The sequence below is a fragment of the Hyphomicrobium facile genome, from assembly GCF_900116175.1.
In the GTDB taxonomy this organism is placed as follows: domain Bacteria; phylum Pseudomonadota; class Alphaproteobacteria; order Rhizobiales; family Hyphomicrobiaceae; genus Hyphomicrobium_B; species Hyphomicrobium_B facile.
Genome location: NZ_FPCH01000005.1, coordinates 2,501 through 21,753, shown reverse-complemented (window position 1 = coordinate 21,753; position 19,253 = coordinate 2,501). Strand labels below are relative to the sequence as shown.

The 19,253-nt window shown below is 58.5% G+C and carries 12 protein-coding genes, 1 tRNA gene, 2 rRNA genes and 1 pseudogene; 4 read left to right on the top strand and 12 right to left on the bottom strand.

The window, feature by feature from the left end; genetic code table 11:
- Window positions 1-5 precede the first annotated feature (5 nt).
- The 7 genes from BM399_RS19620 to BM399_RS19590 form a co-directional block, all read right to left on the bottom strand.
- Window positions 6-803, bottom strand: a complete 798-nt coding sequence (locus tag BM399_RS19620; RefSeq protein ID WP_092869499.1) for an MBL fold metallo-hydrolase — start codon at window positions 801-803, stop codon at window positions 6-8.
- Window positions 800-1,615, bottom strand: a complete 816-nt coding sequence (locus tag BM399_RS19615) for a TatD family hydrolase (RefSeq protein ID WP_092869498.1) — start codon at window positions 1,613-1,615, stop codon at window positions 800-802. Before BM399_RS19615 ends, BM399_RS19620 begins: the two co-directional genes overlap by 4 nt.
- Window positions 1,616-1,667: 52 nt before the next feature.
- Window positions 1,668-3,206, bottom strand: coding sequence for a methionine--tRNA ligase (metG, locus tag BM399_RS19610; RefSeq protein ID WP_092869497.1), 1,539 nt, complete (start codon window positions 3,204-3,206; stop codon window positions 1,668-1,670).
- 49 nt (window positions 3,207-3,255) lie between these two features.
- On the bottom strand, window positions 3,256-4,377 hold the full coding sequence (locus BM399_RS19605; protein ID WP_092869496.1) for a DNA polymerase III subunit delta': 1,122 nt from the start codon (window positions 4,375-4,377) through the stop codon (window positions 3,256-3,258).
- A complete protein-coding gene (tmk, locus tag BM399_RS19600; protein WP_092869495.1) occupies window positions 4,377-5,006 on the bottom strand; it encodes a dTMP kinase in 630 nt (209 codons plus the stop codon). Before tmk ends, BM399_RS19605 begins: the two co-directional genes overlap by 1 nt.
- Before the next feature lie 30 nt (window positions 5,007-5,036).
- A complete protein-coding gene (locus BM399_RS19595) occupies window positions 5,037-6,221 on the bottom strand; it encodes a D-alanyl-D-alanine carboxypeptidase family protein (RefSeq protein WP_092869494.1) in 1,185 nt (394 codons plus the stop codon).
- 115 nt (window positions 6,222-6,336) lie between these two features.
- Window positions 6,337-7,476, bottom strand: a complete 1,140-nt coding sequence (locus BM399_RS19590; protein WP_244531394.1) for a septal ring lytic transglycosylase RlpA family protein — start codon at window positions 7,474-7,476, stop codon at window positions 6,337-6,339.
- A 287-nt stretch (window positions 7,477-7,763) separates the two neighbouring features.
- Between BM399_RS19590 and BM399_RS19585 the strand changes: the two genes are divergently transcribed.
- Window positions 7,764-7,853, top strand: a tRNA-Ser gene (locus tag BM399_RS19585).
- Window positions 7,854-7,958: 105 nt separating this feature from the next.
- On the opposite strand, the gene BM399_RS19580 is transcribed toward BM399_RS19585, so the two are convergent.
- Window positions 7,959-8,507: a Spy/CpxP family protein refolding chaperone gene (locus BM399_RS19580; RefSeq protein WP_143117877.1), complete on the bottom strand. Its 549-nt coding sequence runs from the start codon at window positions 8,505-8,507 to the stop codon at window positions 7,959-7,961.
- Between the two features lie 704 nt (window positions 8,508-9,211).
- Here BM399_RS19580 and BM399_RS19575 point away from each other — a divergent pair.
- The 3 genes and pseudogenes from BM399_RS19575 to BM399_RS19565 form a co-directional block, all read left to right on the top strand.
- Window positions 9,212-9,679, top strand: a complete 468-nt coding sequence (locus BM399_RS19575; RefSeq protein ID WP_092869491.1) for a DUF1801 domain-containing protein — start codon at window positions 9,212-9,214, stop codon at window positions 9,677-9,679.
- Window positions 9,680-10,375: 696 nt separating this feature from the next.
- Window positions 10,376-12,448 carry a type II secretion system secretin GspD gene (gspD, locus tag BM399_RS19570; RefSeq protein ID WP_244531393.1) on the top strand — a complete coding sequence of 691 codons (2,073 nt, stop codon included), beginning with the start codon at window positions 10,376-10,378 and terminating at the stop codon, window positions 12,446-12,448.
- Between the two features lie 304 nt (window positions 12,449-12,752).
- Window positions 12,753-12,878 (top strand): annotated as a pseudogene (locus BM399_RS19565) (3-isopropylmalate dehydratase small subunit); the annotation flags it as partial.
- A 90-nt stretch (window positions 12,879-12,968) separates the two neighbouring features.
- Here BM399_RS19565 and BM399_RS19560 read toward each other — a convergent pair.
- The 4 genes from BM399_RS19560 to BM399_RS19545 all read right to left on the bottom strand — a co-directional run bounded on the left by BM399_RS19560 (window position 12,969) and on the right by BM399_RS19545 (window position 19,069).
- Window positions 12,969-14,135: an alpha/beta hydrolase family protein gene (locus BM399_RS19560; RefSeq protein ID WP_092869489.1), complete on the bottom strand. Its 1,167-nt coding sequence runs from the start codon at window positions 14,133-14,135 to the stop codon at window positions 12,969-12,971.
- 349 nt (window positions 14,136-14,484) lie between these two features.
- The gene (locus BM399_RS19555; RefSeq protein ID WP_092869488.1) at window positions 14,485-15,369 is read right to left on the bottom strand and encodes an AraC family transcriptional regulator; all 885 of its coding nucleotides are present in this window, start codon (window positions 15,367-15,369) and stop codon (window positions 14,485-14,487) included.
- Window positions 15,370-16,035: 666 nt separating this feature from the next.
- Window positions 16,036-16,150: ribosomal RNA gene (gene rrf / locus BM399_RS19550) — 5S ribosomal RNA — on the bottom strand.
- A 126-nt stretch (window positions 16,151-16,276) separates the two neighbouring features.
- Window positions 16,277-19,069: ribosomal RNA gene (locus BM399_RS19545) — 23S ribosomal RNA — on the bottom strand.
- Between the last annotated feature and the right edge of the window lie 184 nt (window positions 19,070-19,253).

Below are 19,253 nucleotides of genomic sequence, written 5' to 3'. Positions count from 1 at the left end.
CGGACTCAGGTGAACGAAATCATCATGCCGTCGTATGCCGGCTCGACACCCTCGGGCAGTTGCCGCACGAGCGTTTCATAATCGAGCTCGCTCGTCATATGTGTCAGGATCGTGCGCTTCGGCTTCAAGCGCTCGACCCACGCGAGAGCCTGCTTGACGCTGAAGTGGCTCTCATGCGGCGTATGACGCAAGGCGTCGACGATCCAAACGTCCAGCCCCTCGAGCAACGGTATCGACTCTGGTGGGATGTCGTTGATGTCCGGCGAATACGCGAGGTTCGAAACGCGGTAGCCGAGCGACTGAATCGATCCATGCCATTGGATCACGGGCTGAGCTGAAATCGTGCCGCCGCCGCCCGCGATCGCGATCGGCTTGAGGCCGTCGATCTCATAGCCGTTGAGCATGGGCATATAGGGTGAGCCCGCGGGCGTTTCGAAGCAGTATTTGAAGCGCGCCTTCAGGCTGTCGCCCGTTTCCTTGTTGAAGTAGACGTCCACGCGCTTCTTCATCGCGAACGCAACCATGCGCAGGTCGTCGATGCCGTGCGTGTGATCGGCATGATCGTGCGTGTACAAAACGCCGTCGAGGGCCGTCAGCCGTGTCGACAAAATCTGTTCGCGGAAATCGGGCGACGTATCGATCAGCACGGACGTTCTGCCGCCGGAACCCGTGCGCTCGATGAGCGCGGAACATCTGAGCCGCCGGTTTTTCGGATTGTCGGGATCGCAGGAACCCCAGTTCATTCCGATGCGCGGCACACCGCCCGACGAGCCGCATCCCAATATCGTGCACCGGTAGCTCATGCCGCGGCGGACCCGCCGGCTGCGGCGGCCTGGAGCGGCCGCTTCGCTTTGCTGCAGAGCCTGAAGAAATTCTCGGTCGTCGCTCGTGCGATCTCATCGCCAGTGACGCCCTTGATCGACGCAAGCGCCGCAGCCGTGCGAACGACGAACGCAGGCTCGTTGCGTTTTCCGCGGAACGGCATGGGCGCCAGGAACGGCGCATCCGTTTCGACGAGAACGCGGTCGAGCGGCACGTTGCGTGCGATCTCGCGTAATGCTTCCGAGTTCTTGAAGGTGATCACACCGCTGAAGGAAACGTAGAGGCCGAGATCGAGAGCACGCATCGCGAGTTCTCGTCCGCCCGTGAAGCAATGGAGCACGGCCGGAAATGCGCCCTTCGCGTGTTCGGCCTCGAGAATGGCGATCGTATCGGCGTCAGCTTCGCGCGTGTGAATTTCAAGCGGCAGCCCCGTTTCGCGCGCGGCCGCAATGTGGCGGCGGAAACCCTCAGCCTGCGCCTCGGGCGTCGAATGCTTGTAGTGATAATCAAGTCCGGCTTCGCCGATCGCGACGACTTTCGGATGCCGCGAAAGTTCGACGATCCGTTCGACAGGGATGTCGAGTTCCTCATGCGCGTTGTGCGGATGCGTGCCGACCGAGCAAAAGACATCGTCGAACCGTTCGGCGACGGCCTTCACATCGTCGAACTTGCGAATGCGCGTCGAGATCGTCACGAGCGTGCCGACGCCGGCCTCGCGAGCGCGCGCCACGATCTGATCAAGCTCCGGCGCGAACTCCGGAAAATCGAGATGACAATGATGATCGACAAGCATCAGGTCTTTTACTCTCCAGAGGCTCGTTCCGGCGGTGCGGCGCGTTGTCCGCTTACTCGGGTTCCACGTAACGCGGAAAGACGCCCTGCGGTTCGGGGATGCGCTCGCCCGGCTTCAAACGGCCCTTTTCGCCAAGGTACGCAAACGTTCGTTCGTCCTCAGGAACGCCGAGAAGATCGAGCAGCTTTGCAGCACTTTCCGGCATCACCGGCTGAGCGAGAATAGCGAATTGCCGGACGGCCTCCGCCGTCACGTAAAGGATCGTCGCCATGCGCGCCGGATCGGTCTTCTTTTTCGCCCACGGCTCTTCCGCCGCAAAATAGCGGTTTGCGTCGGCGATCACGGCCCACACGGCATCGAGATACTTGGTGACGGCTTGCCGCTCCACCTCCGCACGCGCAATCACGTAGAGACTGTCCGTCGCCGACAGGATTGCCTGATCTGCCTCGCTGAGCTGCGCCGGAGCCGGAATAGCGCCGTCGCAATTCTTGAAGATCATCGACAGCGAGCGCTGCGCGAGATTGCCGAGGTTGTTGGCGAGATCGGCATTGATCCGATTGACGATTACTTCCGACGAATAGTTTCCGTCCTGCCCGAACATCACTTCGCGCAGGAAGAAATAGCGCACGGCGTCCCGCCCGTAGGCCTTCACGAGATCGAACGGATCGACGACGTTGCCGACCGATTTCGACATCTTCTCACCGCGGCTGAACAAAAACCCGTGCGCGAAAACGCGCTTCGGAAGCTCGATGCCGGCGGACATTAGGAAGGCTGGCCAGTAGACGCCGTGAAACCGCACGATGTCCTTGCCGATGACGTGAACGTCGGCAGGCCAATACTTCCATTTCGCGCCATTCGTATCGGGGTAGCCCGCAGCGGTGATGTAGTTCGTCAACGCATCGACCCACACGTACATCACGTGTTTGTCGTCGCCGGGAACAGGCACGCCCCACTTAAGCGTCGAACGCGAAATCGAAAGATCCTTGAGACCCGATTTCACGAAGCTCGCGACTTCGTTCCGCCGCTCGCCGGGGCCGACGAACTCGGGATTGCTTTCATAGAGCGCGAGCAGCTTGTCTTGATACGCCGACAAGCGGAAGAAGTAGCTCTCTTCCTCGTTCCATTCGACCGGCGAGCCGAGCGGCTCGCGGCGCACGCCATCCTCGCCGACGGTCGTTTCCTTCTCGTCGAAATAGGCTTCCTGACGCACCGAATACCAGCCGCCGTAGCGCGCGAGATAAATGTCGCCGTTCGCTGCCATCCGCTCCCAGATGGCTTGGCAGGCCGCATAGTGGCGCGGCTCCGTCGTGCGGATGAATTCGTCGTTCGAGCCGCCGAGCGTTTCGATCATCGAGCGGAAGATTGCCGAATTCCGGTCTGCCAGCTCGATCGTCGGCACACCCTCTTTCTCGGCGGTCTGTTGCATCTTGAGGCCGTGCTCGTCGGTCCCAGAGAGAAAGAAGACGTCCTTCCCGTCGAGGCGGGCAAACCGCGCCAGCGCATCGCTTGCGATCACCGTGTAGGCGTGACCGATATGCGGCTTTCCGTTGGGGTAAAAAATCGGCGTCGTGATGTAATATTTTTCCGCCACTCTCGGTATCTTTCGTTATCGCCGGTCGCAGGATGCGGCCACGCTCGCCTCAACCGCGGCTCGCGGCCTCGAGGCGCGCGAAAGTTCCGAGGATGAGCGATTTGCGATCAAGGTTGAGGGAAACGACATCAGCCTTGTCGCGGGCCAGTGTTTCCCATAGCTCGGCAAAAGTGGCAAGGCGGCCGTCGCCGATAAGACGCTTCGCGAGGCTAACGTCCCGTTCTGCCCCTTTTCCCGTCGCGGCTGCGGAAATCAGCCGCGCCAGCGACGTTTGCAGGAGATCCATGAATAGCTGGAATTTACGATCCTGCGCCAAGGGCTGCAGCTCGTCAGATAGTGCATGCACCGTCTTGAGATCCAGCCGCGGAAGGCCCGCCAGCACCTGATCGATCCGGGACTGAAGGGCAAGCCCCCCGCCGCCGAGCAGCACGAGCGCCCGGCCGACGCTCCCCTCGGCGAGAGGCGTGAGCGTTTCCCATTCGTGGGCTTCCGGCACGGCTTTCCCGGCCGTTGTGAGAGCCTGCGCCGCCGCCCGCTTCACATCGCTCTCGGCAAGCGGCCCCATCGCGATCGTCCGGCACCGCGACCGGATGGTCGCGAGCAACCGGCCCGGCGACGATGTCATCATCAGGAAGATCGTGCGCTCCGGCGGCTCCTCCAGCGATTTGAGCAGCGCATTCGCCGCGTTCTGATTGAGCTCTTCGGCCGTGTCGACGATGACGACGCGCCGTCCCTGCCCGATCGAGCTGAGCGACAGAAAGTTTTTGAGCTTGCGGACCTCGTCGACCGGAATGGACTGCGGGAAGCGCTTCGTCTTTTGGTCGTAAGGGCGCCTGATCACCAACAGCGACGGATGCGAGAGCGCCCGAACTTGCCGGTCCGTTCGCGAGTCGGGTTCGATCGCGAGGCCCTGGCCGAAAAGGTCGCGCTCCTCCGGCTGCGCAAGAGCCGCACGCGCGACCTGATAAGCGAGTGTCGCCTTGCCGGTCCCCGCCGGTCCCGAAAGCAGCCACGCATGATGCATGCGCTCGCCCGCGAGTGCTTCGGCGAAAACCGATTGCGGCCCTTCCTGGCCGTAGAGCGCCCGGGTCTCTCTCGGATGCGGAAAATCGTCCAGCCGATCGGCCTCGGGAAGGACTTCAGCATCCGCGACAAGCGGCGCCCGCGCCATCAATCGGCCTCGGCAAGCAGGTGAGACGACACGGCCTGCCAAACCGCCGTCTCGACACTCGATACCGTCAGGCTCGCATCGATCAGCACACAGCGTAACGGTTCGGCGTCGGCAATCTCGAGAAATCCCTCGCGCAGGGTCTCGTGCGTTTCGATGCGTTCCGCGTCATAGCGCGAAAGCGTGCCGCGAAGCTGTGCACGCTCGATACCGGCGCTCGCCGGCAGGTCGAGGATCAACGTGAGATCGGGATAATCGGGCGCAACCGTGAAGCGCTCGAGCTGAGCGATGAACTCGGGCTCCAGGCCATAGAGCTTGCCCTGATAGACGCGCGTGGAATCCATGAAGCGGTCCGAGATGACCCACGTACCGTCATCCAGTGCAGGCCGGATGACGGACGTCACGTGCTCGGCCCTCGCCGCAGCGAAAAGCAACAGCTCCGTCACGGGATCTGTCGGATGATCGCGCATGATGAGTTCGCGCACGTCTTCGCCGACCGGAGTACCGCCAGGCTCGCGCGTGACGATGACGCTGATGCCCGTGCGCTCCAGGCGTTCTGCGAGACGCTTGGCCTGGGTCGACTTTCCAGCCCCTTCCCCGCCTTCGAATGTGATGAATTTTCCGCGTTTCATTGGCTCGCCTCTATTGCCGGCGGGCGTAATCTAGAGCGCCAAGCGGCGCAAGGCCATCAGAACAAGTGAATCGACGCCTTGCCGCACGATCCCGCCGTTGAGGACGTCCTCCGACGCATAGAGCGGCACTTCGACCGAAGCGCTGCTGGTACTTGTAATTTTAAGTACCGCAACTTGATCGCCTTTTTTTACCGGAGGTTTCAGCGGCGCCTTATAGACGATTTCCGCCGAGAGTTTTTGGTTGGCCGGATATTTCGGCAACGTGAACATCACGTCGCCCTTGGGAGCAAGCGGCACGTACCATTCCTTGCCGCCCCACACGCGCGCCTTGCCGACGATTTCACCATCGTCGAAGATTTTGACTTCGCTGAACGACCGGAAACCCCAGTCCAGAAGTTTCGCGGCCTCGTCCTTGCGCTGGTCCGCTTTCTCGAGCCCACTGACGACGACGATCAGGCGCTTGCCATCCTGCACCGCAGACCCGACGAGGCCATAGCGCGCGGCGGCGGTGTGCCCCGTCTTCAATCCGTCGGCGCCGATGTTCAGAAACAAGAGCGGGTTGCGATTGATGAACCTGTGTTTGCGGTAGAGAAATTCTTTTTGGCCGAAGACCGGGTAGAATTCCGGATATTCGTTGACGAGGTAACGCGCGAGCATGGCGAGCTCGCGCGCTGTCATCAAATGGTTCGGAGCTTCGAGACCCGTTGCATTCGCGAACGTCGATTTGACAAGACCGATGCGACGCGCCTCATCGGTCATCATGCGAGCGAAGGCGGCCTCCGTGCCGGCCATGCTCTCCGCAATACACATGGCCGCGTCATTGCCCGACTGCACAGCGACGCCTTGAATGAGTTCATCCACCGTCGCCTTGGTGTTGACCGGCACCATCATCGCCGACGTGCCCGACGGCGCACCGCCATTCCGCCACGCGTTGACGCTCATGACGAATTCGTCGGTCTTGTTGATGCGGCCTTCCTTGATCGCTCTGAACAGCACGGCAAGCGTCATGAGCTTGCTCATGCTCGCAGGCGGAGCCAGTTCATCGGCATTCTGTTGGAACAAGGTCGCGCCGGTCGCCGCATCCATGAGGATGGCGCGCGGTGCTTTCGTCGCAAAAGCAGACTCCGCCGCAATAGCTCCGCCGAACGGCGCCCAAAGCGATACCGCGACCAAAACGGCCGCCGCGAACCACACGCTGCAAGTCTTCTTCGACATCGATCGAACCACGCTTCGCCCAGCGCCGCCTCGAGAGCGGGGCACTCCCTCATGAAGATAGGAGTATCCGGTCACATTGTAACAGGGTCAACGCAAGGTTAACGGCCGTTACGTCTCAATCGTTGACGATCGCGGTATTGGCGACGCCATATGTCGCAATTCGGCTTTGGGCGCGCGACGCATCGGCCCCCGAGAATGGCCCGACGCGCACACGGTAGGCTTCCGCCCCCGTTCCGACTTGTAGCGGCGCCACTTCCACCGGTCCGAGCGATCCAAGCTCGCGGCGCAATCTCTCGGCGTTGGACCGGTCGCGAAAAATGCCGACCTGGACGTACGTCCGGCCGCTATCGAAAGGCTGCGGAGCGGCACCCGGGTCGAACGGCTTGTCGAAGGGCTGCGGAGAGGAAGAAGAGGAAAGCGACATGCGGCCATCGCCCCGTGAAGGCGTGGACAGACTTGCCCTCTGGACGAACGGTTGGAATTGCGACGTGGCAGGCGGTGCCCGATCCGGCTTGCCCGCAAGCGCGGCGCGGTAGCTCGTCGCCGACCAGCGATCCGATGAGTCGGCAGGCAATGCTTGGTACCCGGCCCGATTTCCAGACTGGTAGCCAGACTGGTAGTCCGACTCATATCTGGGCTCGGCCGAAGCATACGCGCGCTTGGGCGGTGGCGGTGCCCAATTGCCCGGCCGCTGCCCGGACTCTTGGGAAGCTAGAAACTGCCGTTCACGGCTGTCGTCGCCGCTGAGCGGCGCCAACCCGGCAAAACGAACCTGCACCCGGGCCCGTCCGTTGTTGATGTATCCGAGATGTTTTGCTGCGGCGTACGACATGTCGATAAGCCGGTCGTTCACGTACGGCCCGCGGTCGTTCACCCGGACGAGCACCGTCTTCCCGTTATCGAGATTGGTGACATAGGCATAGCTCGGAAGCGGCAACGTCGGATGGGCCGCAGTCAACGCTTTCGAGTCGAAGACTTCGCCGTTAGCGGTTCTCCGGCCGTGAAAATCTGCGCCGTACCACGACGCCACACCGGATGCTTGATAATTGGGATCTTCGCGGGGGACGTACCATCGCCCGGCGACCTTGTATGGCGAACCGAGCTTGAAATGTCCGCCGCCTTTCGGGACGTTATCGGAGGAGACTACGCGCGGGCTGCTTTTGACGCCGTATTCGTCTTCCGAGAAGGCCGGGCGCGAGACGCCGGTCAGCGACCCCGGCGACGGATTATTCGATGAACAGGCAGTTGTAAGCACCCCTGCACTCGCAGCGAGCATCAGTCGGCACGCCCCCAGCGAGCCGAAGAAACGCCTCTCCATTACGCAAACTCACTTGATACGCTACGCCCGCCCAAGCGCACCCTCGCGAACCATCAAGCGCGCAAAGGTGGGCCGAAGCTTGCTGGAATGATGGCAAATGCGACTTAGGATCAGGTTAAGCTCTAGGGACCTTGAGACCGAAAGCCGAACCGGCTAGGAGAAGCCTCCGGACCGAGCCCGTTGACGCTCCACGTTGTATGGAGCCGTCTTGGCGGCCAAGTTCCGGAAGGGTGGCCGAGTGGTTTAAGGCACCGGTCTTGAAAACCGGCGTGGGCGCAAGTCCACCGTGGGTTCGAATCCCACCCCTTCCGCCACCGGCCCTTATTTGAAATCGTCCGAGCTGTTCCCGCGCTCTCCAAAAAGCGGCTCGGAAAGCCGGAAGCGTTTCTACGTCCGGCCTTCCGTCACGCGCAGCGAGTCTATTCGCGGCCCATGCCGCCCTCGCCTGTACTGGCGCCCATCATGGCTCCCGCACCTTCTTCGTCCATCTGATCGCGTCGGGCTTCCAAGCCTTCTCTCATTCTATGAAGAACGAGCACGCCAAGAATGCGCATCCGCCGCTTCTGAGCGTTGTCTAGAGTCGAATAAAGGGGTTCCCATGCGTCAGCGAGCTTTTTGAGCTCAGCACCGCGCTCGGAAAGATTTTCAGCTCGATTTTGCAAGACCTGCACGAAATTCCGGTCCAATTGACCTTCTTCCATGTGAGACATCATGTTCTCAATTCTTTGGCGGCGTCCTTCCGCCCGTGCACGGATAGCCTCCTCGACTGCGGGCCAGTACTGCATCTGATCGGGCCGGAGTTGCAGAGCGGCCTTCACAATGTCGACCCGATTATCGGTGACATCATCCCTGGAACCGATTCGCCCTCCTTGCATTCCCTGCATTCCCTGCATCCGTTGCATCCCTTGCATCGGCTGCATGCCCTGCATTCCTTGCATTGGCATGCCCTGCATCGGCTGGCCTTGCATTGGCTGGCCTTGCATTGGCTGGGCTGTTTGCGCAATGGCGAGTGATGGAGCGGCGGTTAGGAGTGCCGCAAAGCCGTACGCGATAAATCTCGACATGTTGAACTCCCTGTTCCTATCGCGATTGTTAGAAGCTATGAGTAAGCCGGCTGCAGGTTGGCCGATGCGTCGTCTTCATAGATCGATATCGAAGTTCTGGAGTCTTGCCTCGGGCGAGGTGCCGTCAGCAGTCGTTTATGATCGCAGAGCTGATCTTAAATGTCGGTCGCGCTCACGGAGGACAACCACGCGTTATCGTCCATTTTTATTGCGTTACCTTGGGCCCGCCCAAAATACTGAAATGGCGGTTAGTCCCATCAGACCTGCGTAGTATCATCAGGCCAATGCATTGTTGCGCACTATCCAACATGCCATCTCTCGGGTCAATTGCGACGACTGCCCGGTTCGGAGCGTCCGAAGATTGCTGATGGCGTGCAGAGTTGGTTCAATGCAAACATGCATAATAGTTTGTGTAATGTCTAGAAGTGCTCTGCGGTGGCGCGATTGATACGGCCGGCGTTCGGAAGGCACGCAACTCTTTAAGCATGCACCGCGCATCGGGTCCCGTTTGTTGCCATCGCGCAAGACGTTGAGAACCATCCGCCCTCGCAGAGTAGAGACGTAGTCGTCAAAATTGCGTGTCGCAAAAAAGACCACCGGCCACGGCGATGAAGAAAGCGATAACCACGATGGAACAACGCCGCCCGAAGAAAGGAGAGCAAGAAGACTCTCCCTCTCGGCTCATCGATGCGAGAATCAAGACCCTGAGTGACTGGCGGGGTGAGACGCTTGCTCGAGTTCGGACTCTGATCAAGCAGGCCGACCCCGAAGTCGTCGAGGAGTGGAAGTGGAGAGGGGTTCCGGTTTGGTCACACGCCGGCATCATCTGCACGGGCGAGACGTATAAAAGCGTCGTGAAGTTGACCTTCGCCAAGGGCGCCGCGTTGTACGACCCTTCAGGCCTCTTCAACGCCAGCCTCGAAGGCAGCACGAGGCGCGCCATCGATATCCACGAAGGCGACGAGATTGATGAAAAGGCATTGAAGGCGCTCATTCGCGCCGCCGTCGAACTGAACACGTCGGCTCGCTCTAGCGCCCGTCCCGCCCGTTCTCCGAAGAAACCCAAGAGCCCCTGACACGCGTCTCGCAGGGATGGAGCAAGCGTGGCACGTTCCCCCTAGCGTCGACCTGCTCTCCCACATCGGCTCGGGGGTGCGCTCCCGAATTTCGATCTTCCCGACGGGTGCGAATCTCCTTTTGCGACAGATACCGTCATCGGCACGCAGCCGACATAGTGAATGGCAACGAGCAAGTGCACTCTTGTCCAATTCAGTTCACCCCATGCAAATCTCCACGAGGATGGACAAGAGTATAAGTTACGTCTCGGCAACAGGTGCAGATTCAACGACATAATGTGCGTCGAAAGATTATTACGGCCTAGATCATCGGTTATTGTCACGTGATTCAAAAATTGGATCTTGCCGGCAGGAGGACGCGGGGAAACCGACGACAAACTGGCTTTCGCCGCAGCTGTACGCGGAAAGTCTAAATAAGAACAACGACGTACAGTTGAGATCTCTGGGGGAAGGCCATTTATGTTTCGCTGCTTCGTTCGAGCCGTCGCATTGTGTGCGTCGCTTGGCATTTCAGGCTGTTCATCTCTCGATAAGCCGCTTATCGAACCGCCCGATGAAATGGCAAAGCTTTCGAACGCAGATCTCGGTCCGGCTCGGCCCGCAAATCGCCAACCCCAGTATGATTCCAATGGTAATCCGCGGACTATTTCAGCGAAATATCCCGGCGTTGACCGCGTAGCAGGCGCCCCCCGGCAATTGACCCCAGGAGTTAGCCAAAGCAAAGCCGGATACGAGCTGAACTTCAACGATGCCGAGCTATCCGAGTTCGTAAAAGTCGTTCTGAAAGATACGCTCGGACTTACGTACGTCTTCGATTCGCACGTGGAAGGTCGCGTCACCCTGTCGACGGGCGGCCCGGTGTCGCGCGCCGAGCTCATTTCGATCCTGGAGAGCGTGCTCGCGACCTATAAAGCGGCCCTCCTCATTGAAGACAACGTCTACCGTGTGATTCCGGAAGCCGACGCGCACCAGCAGGGCATCACTGCATTCGACTACGTCAAGGAAAGCCGCGAGGTTGGCCCCGGCTATGGGGTCTCCATCTTCGCTCTGAAATACGTGTCGACCGCTGCGATGATGCGCATGCTCGACGGTTTGTTGGTCAAGCAGGACGATCTGCGCGCAAGCGTTTACAACAACCTTCTCTTCGTCCGCGGTTCCGGCCAGGTCCGCCAATCGGTGGTCGACATCGTTTCGATGTTTGACGTCGATTGGATGAAGGGTCAGTCCGCGGGGCTCTTCAAGCTCAACAACGCAGCGCCCGATGACGTCATCCGGGAACTGAATCAGGTTTTCCAGACGGAGCGGCAAGGCAAGGGCCTGGTCAAGTTTCAGCCGATCGCGCGCCTGAACGCCGTCCTCGTGCTCGCGCCGAAGTCGCAAATGATCGACAAGGCAGCGGAATGGATATCGCGGCTCGACCGCGGCGGCGCCGACGACAACAACTTTTACGTTTATCGGGTTGAAAACGGCCGCGCGAAAGATCTCGCGCGACTGCTGATGGCGGCGTTTTCTGGATCGGGCGGCGGTTCCATCCGCGGCGCGGAAGAGAAAGAAGTTGTACCGACTTCCGGCGCTTCCCGGATGGGGTCCGGCGGGGGCAGCGGAAGTAGCTTCGGAAGCAGCTTCGCCAACAACAGTTCGGCCGGCACAGGGTCCGGTTTTTCTAACAACGATACACCGGGCAGTTCCACTGGCAGCAACAGCAGCGGTCCGTTGAAGAGTGCGCCACCGATGTCGGCGCCCGACGACTCGTCAAGCGAGGACAGCTCGGAGTCCTTCAGCAGTGGCTCTTCCTCATCATCCGACCAGGTACGGATCACACCGGACGAGCGAAACAACAAGCTGCTGATCAAGGCATCGGAGCGAAACTACCGGAAGATCCTCCAGATCCTCCAGCGCGTTGACCAGCCGCCGCTACAGGTGCTCATCAACGCGACGCTCGCTGAGGTCACGCTCAACAACAACCTGTCTTATGGCGTACAATTCTACCTGCAGAAAAACCACGGCAAGGCCGGCGCGATCGGATTCAGCACATCTGATGCGCTTGCCATCTCGCCCGTCACACCCGGCCTCAATCTGATCGCTGGAAGCGTCGGCACTGATCCGCGCGTAATCCTCGATGCTTTGGCAAAGGAGACGGCCGTCAGGGTCGTTTCATCGCCATCCGTCGTCGTGCTTCACAACCAGCCGGCGACATTGGAAGTCGGTGACGAGGTCCCGATCATCACGCGCGAGGCCCAGAGCGTGGTCAATCCGGACTCTCCGACCGTCAATGAAATCTCGTTCAAGAACACCGGCGTCATTCTGAATGTAACGCCGCGTATCAACAGCAACGGTCTCGTGACGATGGAGGTTCAGCAGGAAGTGAGCGCGGTTGTGAACCCCGGAGGTCCGAATGCGACCTCGACCACGCTCACGCCGACGATTTCGCAGCGTCGCGTGTCGAGCACGATTGCGGTCCAGAGCGGCCAGATGGTTGTCCTCGGCGGGCTCATTCGCGAAGAAGTCGATCGCTCGAAATCCAGCATTCCCGTGCTCAACAAAATCCCCTACATCGGCGACGTTCTCGGTGGAGCGACCAACAACTCCAAGGTGAGAACGGAGCTCATCGTCTTTATCCGGCCGACTGTCATTCACAATCCGGAAGATGCGAGCAACGCTGCTGAAGCGCTGCGTGCGGGTATGCAATCGCTCGCGCCAAGGCCAACGGCATGGGATGTCGAAGTCGAGGAACGCGGTGCCGGCCGCCGGCCAACCGTCATCAAGTGAGAAGCGATCACTTAGGTCTTAGTCATCAAAACTCAAAGTGACTGAGTTCCACTCGCGCGACGAACGCGCGTGCGCAAACGCCACCGGATGGCAAGCCGAAGAAAGCACCGAAGAATGGCACTGGCGTCATCGCGCCCGTCCAGTGCCGGCATTTTATGAGCCGCGCAGAGCACGGTAAGAAGCAATACTCAGACGCGCATGAATTGGGCTCGCGCGATCGCCATTACACCGGCGACTTGTAATTTGCATCCGCTGCGAGGCCGCCAGATTTCGCTCCGGAAGCGATGTCGACGGGCTTCGGAGCCCGAAGCAGTTCTTGAAAGCGATCAAGCGCACGGGCCTCGGCAAGTCGCTCTTCTACGAAATGCGCTACGATCCCACGGCCGGTAATGAAATTCCGGATTTCGTCCTGAACAAACCGCAGTACCGCGAACGCTTGTTTCCTTCACACACGGCCAAAAAAAACTCTGCCCGCGCGAGGCGGGCAGAGCTTCAGATTTAACCGTTCCGATGAGCAGAATTATCTGCGGCTCGGAGCCGCTTTCTCTTTCTTCGCATACTCGTCGAGCTTGTTCTTCTTGAAAACCTGGAAGAGCAGCTCGGCGAGCTTGTCGTTGGACATGTCCATGAAGGGAATGTGCGTCGCCCCCTTGAAGCCGGCCAAATCGCCAAGCTTCACAACTTCGGCATTGCCGCCGTACTTGTTGATGAGCTTGGCGCTGAGGCGGGACAGAATGACCTGCTGCTCGGTTTCAGGACGGTTGTCGCCCCAAACGAACTGGATCTTCTTGAGCTTCGCCAACTTCTTGAAGTCTTCCAGCGGAACACCGAGCGGACCGAACGCGCAGGCTGGCGTGAGAGCTGTGCAGAGCGTCGGGCTCTCCGGGTCACCGATGGGGAACAGGTATCCGATGCTCTCGTAGGTGATGATGCCGGCGATGTTGTTCTTCGTGGTCTTCGCAGTGGTCTTCGCGGCGCGAAGGCCGCCCGCCGAGTTCGTCAGGTAGACGATCTGATTGCCGAGTCTTCCGGAATCTGCCGCGACGGCAGCAGCATCCGTCTCGAGCTCGATATTGTAAGCGTTATCGAACTCGTCATAGCGAGCGCCGGTCGCGTCCCACCAATACTGTTCCATATTCGGGCTGTCGACTGGGAACTGCGTGGGATTGTAGAATTCGGCTTTCGTCGGCACTTGTCCGACTGGCTGTGCGGGGCCGAATTTCCAGGCGGTGAAGTTGCCCTGATCCCGGTTGCTGGGCGTGTAGGTGATCGTCTCGCAGCTCCAGTTGGCGCGGCCTACGCGCGGGCCGTCCCAAATGTACGTGGGATAGTCGTTGCGCAGCATCTTGTCCTTGTAGCCTTCGCCGCCGTCAAAACGGTTCTGCCACACCTGCGCGCTCGAGCTGTGCCACAGGACGATGCTCGTCTTGCGGGGCTTCTTCGGGATGAAATACTCGACATATCCGTGGTCGCAGGACAGCGTCCGGTTCGGGTTGATCGGACCGGACGCGGGAGGGACGTTGAAGTGCTTGCCGCCGATGATGAATCCACCCGACTTTTGCAGCACAATATCTTTACCGGCCATCGCGCCGCCACTCGAAGCGACAAGCAAGAGAGCCGCCAGCGGACCATAACTTCGCAAACCTTCACGCCTGAACTGCACAGATCGTTTCTTGTTTATTGTCATTACTTCCTCCGTTTACGTCGTTTTTGTTTTTGAAACGAGCATCTCGATCTTTGTCGAAAACTGAAGTGCACTCGTCGAGACGGACGATAGAGGCGGAGGAAAAATCGAACTACAATGATCCTGCACATTCCGGCACAATCCTGCTCCTCGAAGCGAATACTTGCCGACATGTTGAACGAGCGATACGCGTGTGGCCGCCGCGACGCGACCTCTGACCTGAGCGTCATCGCGCAGGCGGCTTTCATGCCGGCATCAATGCTGCTTTGCAATCACACGGGAGTATCGGCGAAACACTTTGCCGGTCACCCGGACTCGAGCATCCATGCGCCGAGCTTCATCGAGCAACGAGCTACAGGCCAGCTTTGTATTGCTTGGGAGTAACGCCCGTAACCTCGCGGAAAACCTTCGCAAAATGGCTCTGACTCGAAAAGCCGTACGCTGAGGAGATTTGGCTCGCGGATAGCTTTGTGGTTGCGAGCATGCCCTTCGCCCCTTCAATCCGCTCACGCATGACGAACCTATAGGGCGTTACGCCAAACGCAGCCTTGAACATGCGAGCGAAATGAGAAGGGCTCATCTGCACTAGCCCTGCAAGCTCCGTCACTGAGATGTTGCTTGGTAGATGCTCTCGAATGTAACCCACGAGACAACTTTTCTGCACAGGCGATAGGTTGGCCGCGCGATTGTTTACATGCGAGGCAGAGGCATACCTGCCCGCCAGATACGCGAGCAAGGCGAGCGAGATCGACTCTCCAAATAGTCTGCCGGAGGGGCATCCTTCGCGAACTTCCTCGCACATTGTCGCCAACAGCATGGCGAGACGGGCGTCGCTCGTGACCTGCGCTGTCTCCAAAAATTTATCGATGGCGACAACATTGTCGGGGGCGATGTGCTGCAATTTGGAGTTATCGAGTTGGAGCACCATCATCGGAGTAGCATCGCTTGGCACAGCGGATTGAATTTCCACATCGCGCCGGACGATAGAGATGGTTCCGCGCCGAACAGCATCGTTGTGCCAGATGCCCCGATGCTTCCAATTCAAGGAACCGCCGCCACCAGTGACATACAGGAGCGTCGTCTTGGACCAGGAATGGCTCGGAAGGGGCTCGGGAGGGCCGTTTGCCTCCTCAAAATAGTAGCCGGCCCATGGGCTATCGCCACTGCTGAGCGCCGGGTCCGCGAAGAACGGAACGCGACGCCCATTTGTATTCATTTGAAGGCGTGACGTGGTCACATGCTTCCCCGGTTCAGCACGGCCGAGATGTTTTCTCGTTTGCTTGAATGCCGAAGAATTTCAGGAAATGAACGGCGAGACTTGGCGCTGCGAGAACTCAATTGGCAGTGAATGAACAGAACGCTTTCGCAGCGCGCCACTTAAGCTGAGTGCGCTGCACAATTAATCATTTTTGCACCAACGCTCCCATCTCGAAATTAGGGCGTGTGCTCTCTAATCGCGATAGCTCTTCTTCAAGGCAAAGATCGCCTGCTTAGGATTGTCGGAGCCGCAAGAACACCCGGCTTTGGGTTTGTCGCAACACGAAATTCCCATCCGCACGCCGGTGCAAAACCTTGACGGAGCACCGTGAGGTCATTCGCTCTTGAGGTCCTTCGCTCAGCATGAAGAAGCGCTGCGCGCAGGATCAGGCGCTATCGGCATCATCCCCACGTGCGCAACCCGGCCACGTGCAGAGCAGGAAATCAAAGTTTGGGAAGGTCCAACTGCCCGCAGGTCGTAGCCAGTCGATGACATGACATCGCTGTCTCGTTCGCGCGGGACACGTTCGCGACAAGTCGCAAAAACAAAAACGCGCCGCCGGCACGAGGCACGGCGACGCGTTTGAAAGCGATCGATAGAGGTGATTGACTTCGTTTGTTCGAAATTCACATGACGTCTCGGCAGACCTGGCAACGACCTACTCTCCCGCGTCTTAAGACGAAGTACCATCGGCGCAGGGGCGTTTCACGGCCGAGTTCGGAATGGGATCGGGTGCAGCCACCCCGCCATAATCACCAGGTCAGCGGAGACGTCATATGACTTCTATTTCTGGTCTTTTCTGGATGCAAATGCCTACGCTCATCGCGGCGCTCGTGAGAGCGGCGCCTGCCTAAGAAGGCAAAACGATGAGCATTGCTAAATGAGAGCAATCAAGCCAATCGAGTTATTAGTACCGGTAAGCTACACGCCTTGCAGCGCTTCCACACCCGGCCTATCAACGTGGTGGTCTTCCACGACTCTCGAGGGAGAACTCGTTTTGAGGTGGGTTTCCCGCTTAGATGCTTTCAGCGGTTATCCCGTCCGTACATAGCTACCCTGCTGTGCCGTTGGCACGACAACAGGTCCACCAGAGGTACGTCCATCCCGGTCCTCTCGTACTAAGGACAGATCCTCTCAATTCTCCTACACCTACGGCAGATAGGGACCGAACTGTCTCGCGACGTTCTGAACCCAGCTCACGTACCACTTTAAATGGCGAACAGCCATACCCTTGGGACCTGCTCCAGCCCCAGGATGTGATGAGCCGACATCGAGGTGCCAAACGACGCCGTCGATATGGACTCTTGGGCGTCATCAGCCTGTTATCCCCGGCGTACCTTTTATCCGTTGAGCGATGGCCCTCTCACAAAGAACCACCGGATCACTATGACCGTCTTTCGACTCTGCTCGACTTGTCAGTCTTGCAGTCAGGCTGGCTTATGCCATTGCACTCGACGATTGATTTCCGACCAATCTGAGCCAACCTTCGTACGCCTCCGTTACGATTTAGGAGGCGACCGCCCCAGTCAAACTGCCCACCATGCGCTGTCCCGGATCCGGATAACGGACCGCGGTTAGACAACCATAATCACTAGGGTGGTATTTCACATTTCGGCTCCGCCCGAGCTAGCGCCCAGGTTTCATAGCCTACCACCTATCCTACACAAGCAGTCACGATTGCCAGTGCAAAGTTGCAGTAAAGGTGCACGGGGTCTTTCCGTCTAACCGCAGGAACCCCGCATCTTCACGGGGAATTCAATTTCACTGAGTGTGTGCTGGAGACAGTGGGGAAGTCGTTACGCCATTCGTGCAGGTCGGAACTTACCCGACAAGGAATTTCGCTACCTTAGGACCGTTATAGTTACGGCCGCCGTTTACTGGGGCTTCGATTCAAGGCTTGCACCTCTCCTCTTAACCTTCCAGCACCGGGCAGGCGTCAGGCCATATACGTCGTCGTTGGACTTAGCATAGCCCTGTGTTTTAGGTAAACAGTCGCCACCCCCTAGTTTGTGTCCTGCCCTTCCGGTTGCCCGAAAAGACAGCCTGCTTCTCCCGAAGTTACGCAGGTAATTTGCCGAGTTCCTTCAGCACACTTCGCTCAAGCGCCTTGGTATTCTCTACCAGTCCACCTGTGTCGGTTTCGGGTACGGTCTACGTGGGGGCTATTTCCAGGGACACATTCGCTGCCTCGGCAATCCAATAAGCCTCAACAACTTGCTGCATCCGTCACACACCCACTGGCCCACGAATATTAACGTGGTTCCCATCGACTACGGCTTTCGCCCTCGCCTTAGGGGCCGGCTAACCCTGCGCAGATTAACTTTACGCAGGAACCCTTGGACTTTCGGCGGAAGTGTTTCTCACACTTCTTTCGTTACTCATGTCTGCATTCGCACTTCCGATACCTCCAGGAGCCCTCACGGGTCTCCCTTCACAGGCTTACGGAACGCTCCGCTACCGCGTGCATTGCTGCACACCCGCGTCTTCGGTACACTGCTTTAGCCCCGTTACATTTTCGGCGCAGGAACCCTTGTTTAGACCAGTGAGCTGTTACGCTTTCTTTAAATGATGGCTGCTTCTAAGCCAACATCCTGGTTGTTATGGGATTCCCACATCCTTTCACACTTAGCAGTGATTTAGGGACCTTAGACGGCGATCAGGGTTGTTTCCCTCTTCACGACGGACGTTAGCACCCGCCGTGTGTCTCCCAGATAGTACTTCCAGGTATTCGGAGTTTACTTAGGTTTGGTAACCCTGTAGGGGCCCCTAGCCCATGTAGTGCTCTACCCCCTGGAGTATTCATCTGAGGCTCTACCTAAATAGATTTCGCGGAGAACCAGCTATTTCCTGCCTTGATTGGCCTTTCACCCCTTGCCACAGTTCATCCGAGGCTTTTTCAACAGACACCGGTTCGGTCCTCCAGTGGGTGTTACCCCACTTTCAACCTGACCATGGCAAGATCGACAGGTTTCGGGTCTAATCCGACGAACTGAACGCCCTGTTCAGACTCGCTTTCGCTACGCCTACAGCTATCGCCTTAAGCTTGCTCGTCAGACTAAGTCGCAGACCCATTATACAAAAGGTACGTCGTCACCCTTGCGGGCTCCGACTGTTTGTAGGCATCCGGTTTCAGGTACTATTTCACTCCCCTCGTCGGGGTGCTTTTCACCTTTCCCTCACGGTACTGGTGCACTATCGGTCGGTAAGGAGTACTTAGGCTTGGAGGGTGATCCCCCCATGTTCAAACAGGATTGCACGTGTCCCGTTCTACTCGAGGATAAAGCTCTGCATTACCTGTACGGGGCTGTCACCCGCTGAGGCCCACCTTTCCAGATGGTTCCAGTTGTCATTGCTTTATCACTGGCCTAGTCCGCTTTCGCTCGCCACTACTCGCGGAGTCTCGGTTGATGTCCTTTCCTCCAGGTACTGAGATGTTTCAGTTCCCTGGGTTTGCTTTTAACCCCTATGTATTCAGGGCTAAATACCTTCTGATGACACCCTGAAATCCGCACCCGCTTTCACAGGTGCAAATTTCAAGATGTCGAAGGTGGGTTTCCCCATTCGGAAATCTTCGGATCAACGGCTGTTCGCGCCTTCCCGAAGCTTATCGCAGCGTACCACGTCCTTCATCGCCTCTTACCGCCAAGGCATCCACCAGATGCCCTTAAGTCACTTGATCGCTCTCATTTGCAATGCTCACCACACAAGGCTCCAACACCAATCCCTCGGCAAAGAAGGAGTGCCAATCACCAAGCATGTTCGACTGTAAGCATTGACCAGAAAGACCAGGTCCATTCGCGCGAGCCCACACACACAGAATGCATGCGGTCCGCCCAAACGAACCTAGAAGTCAATCAGACTAA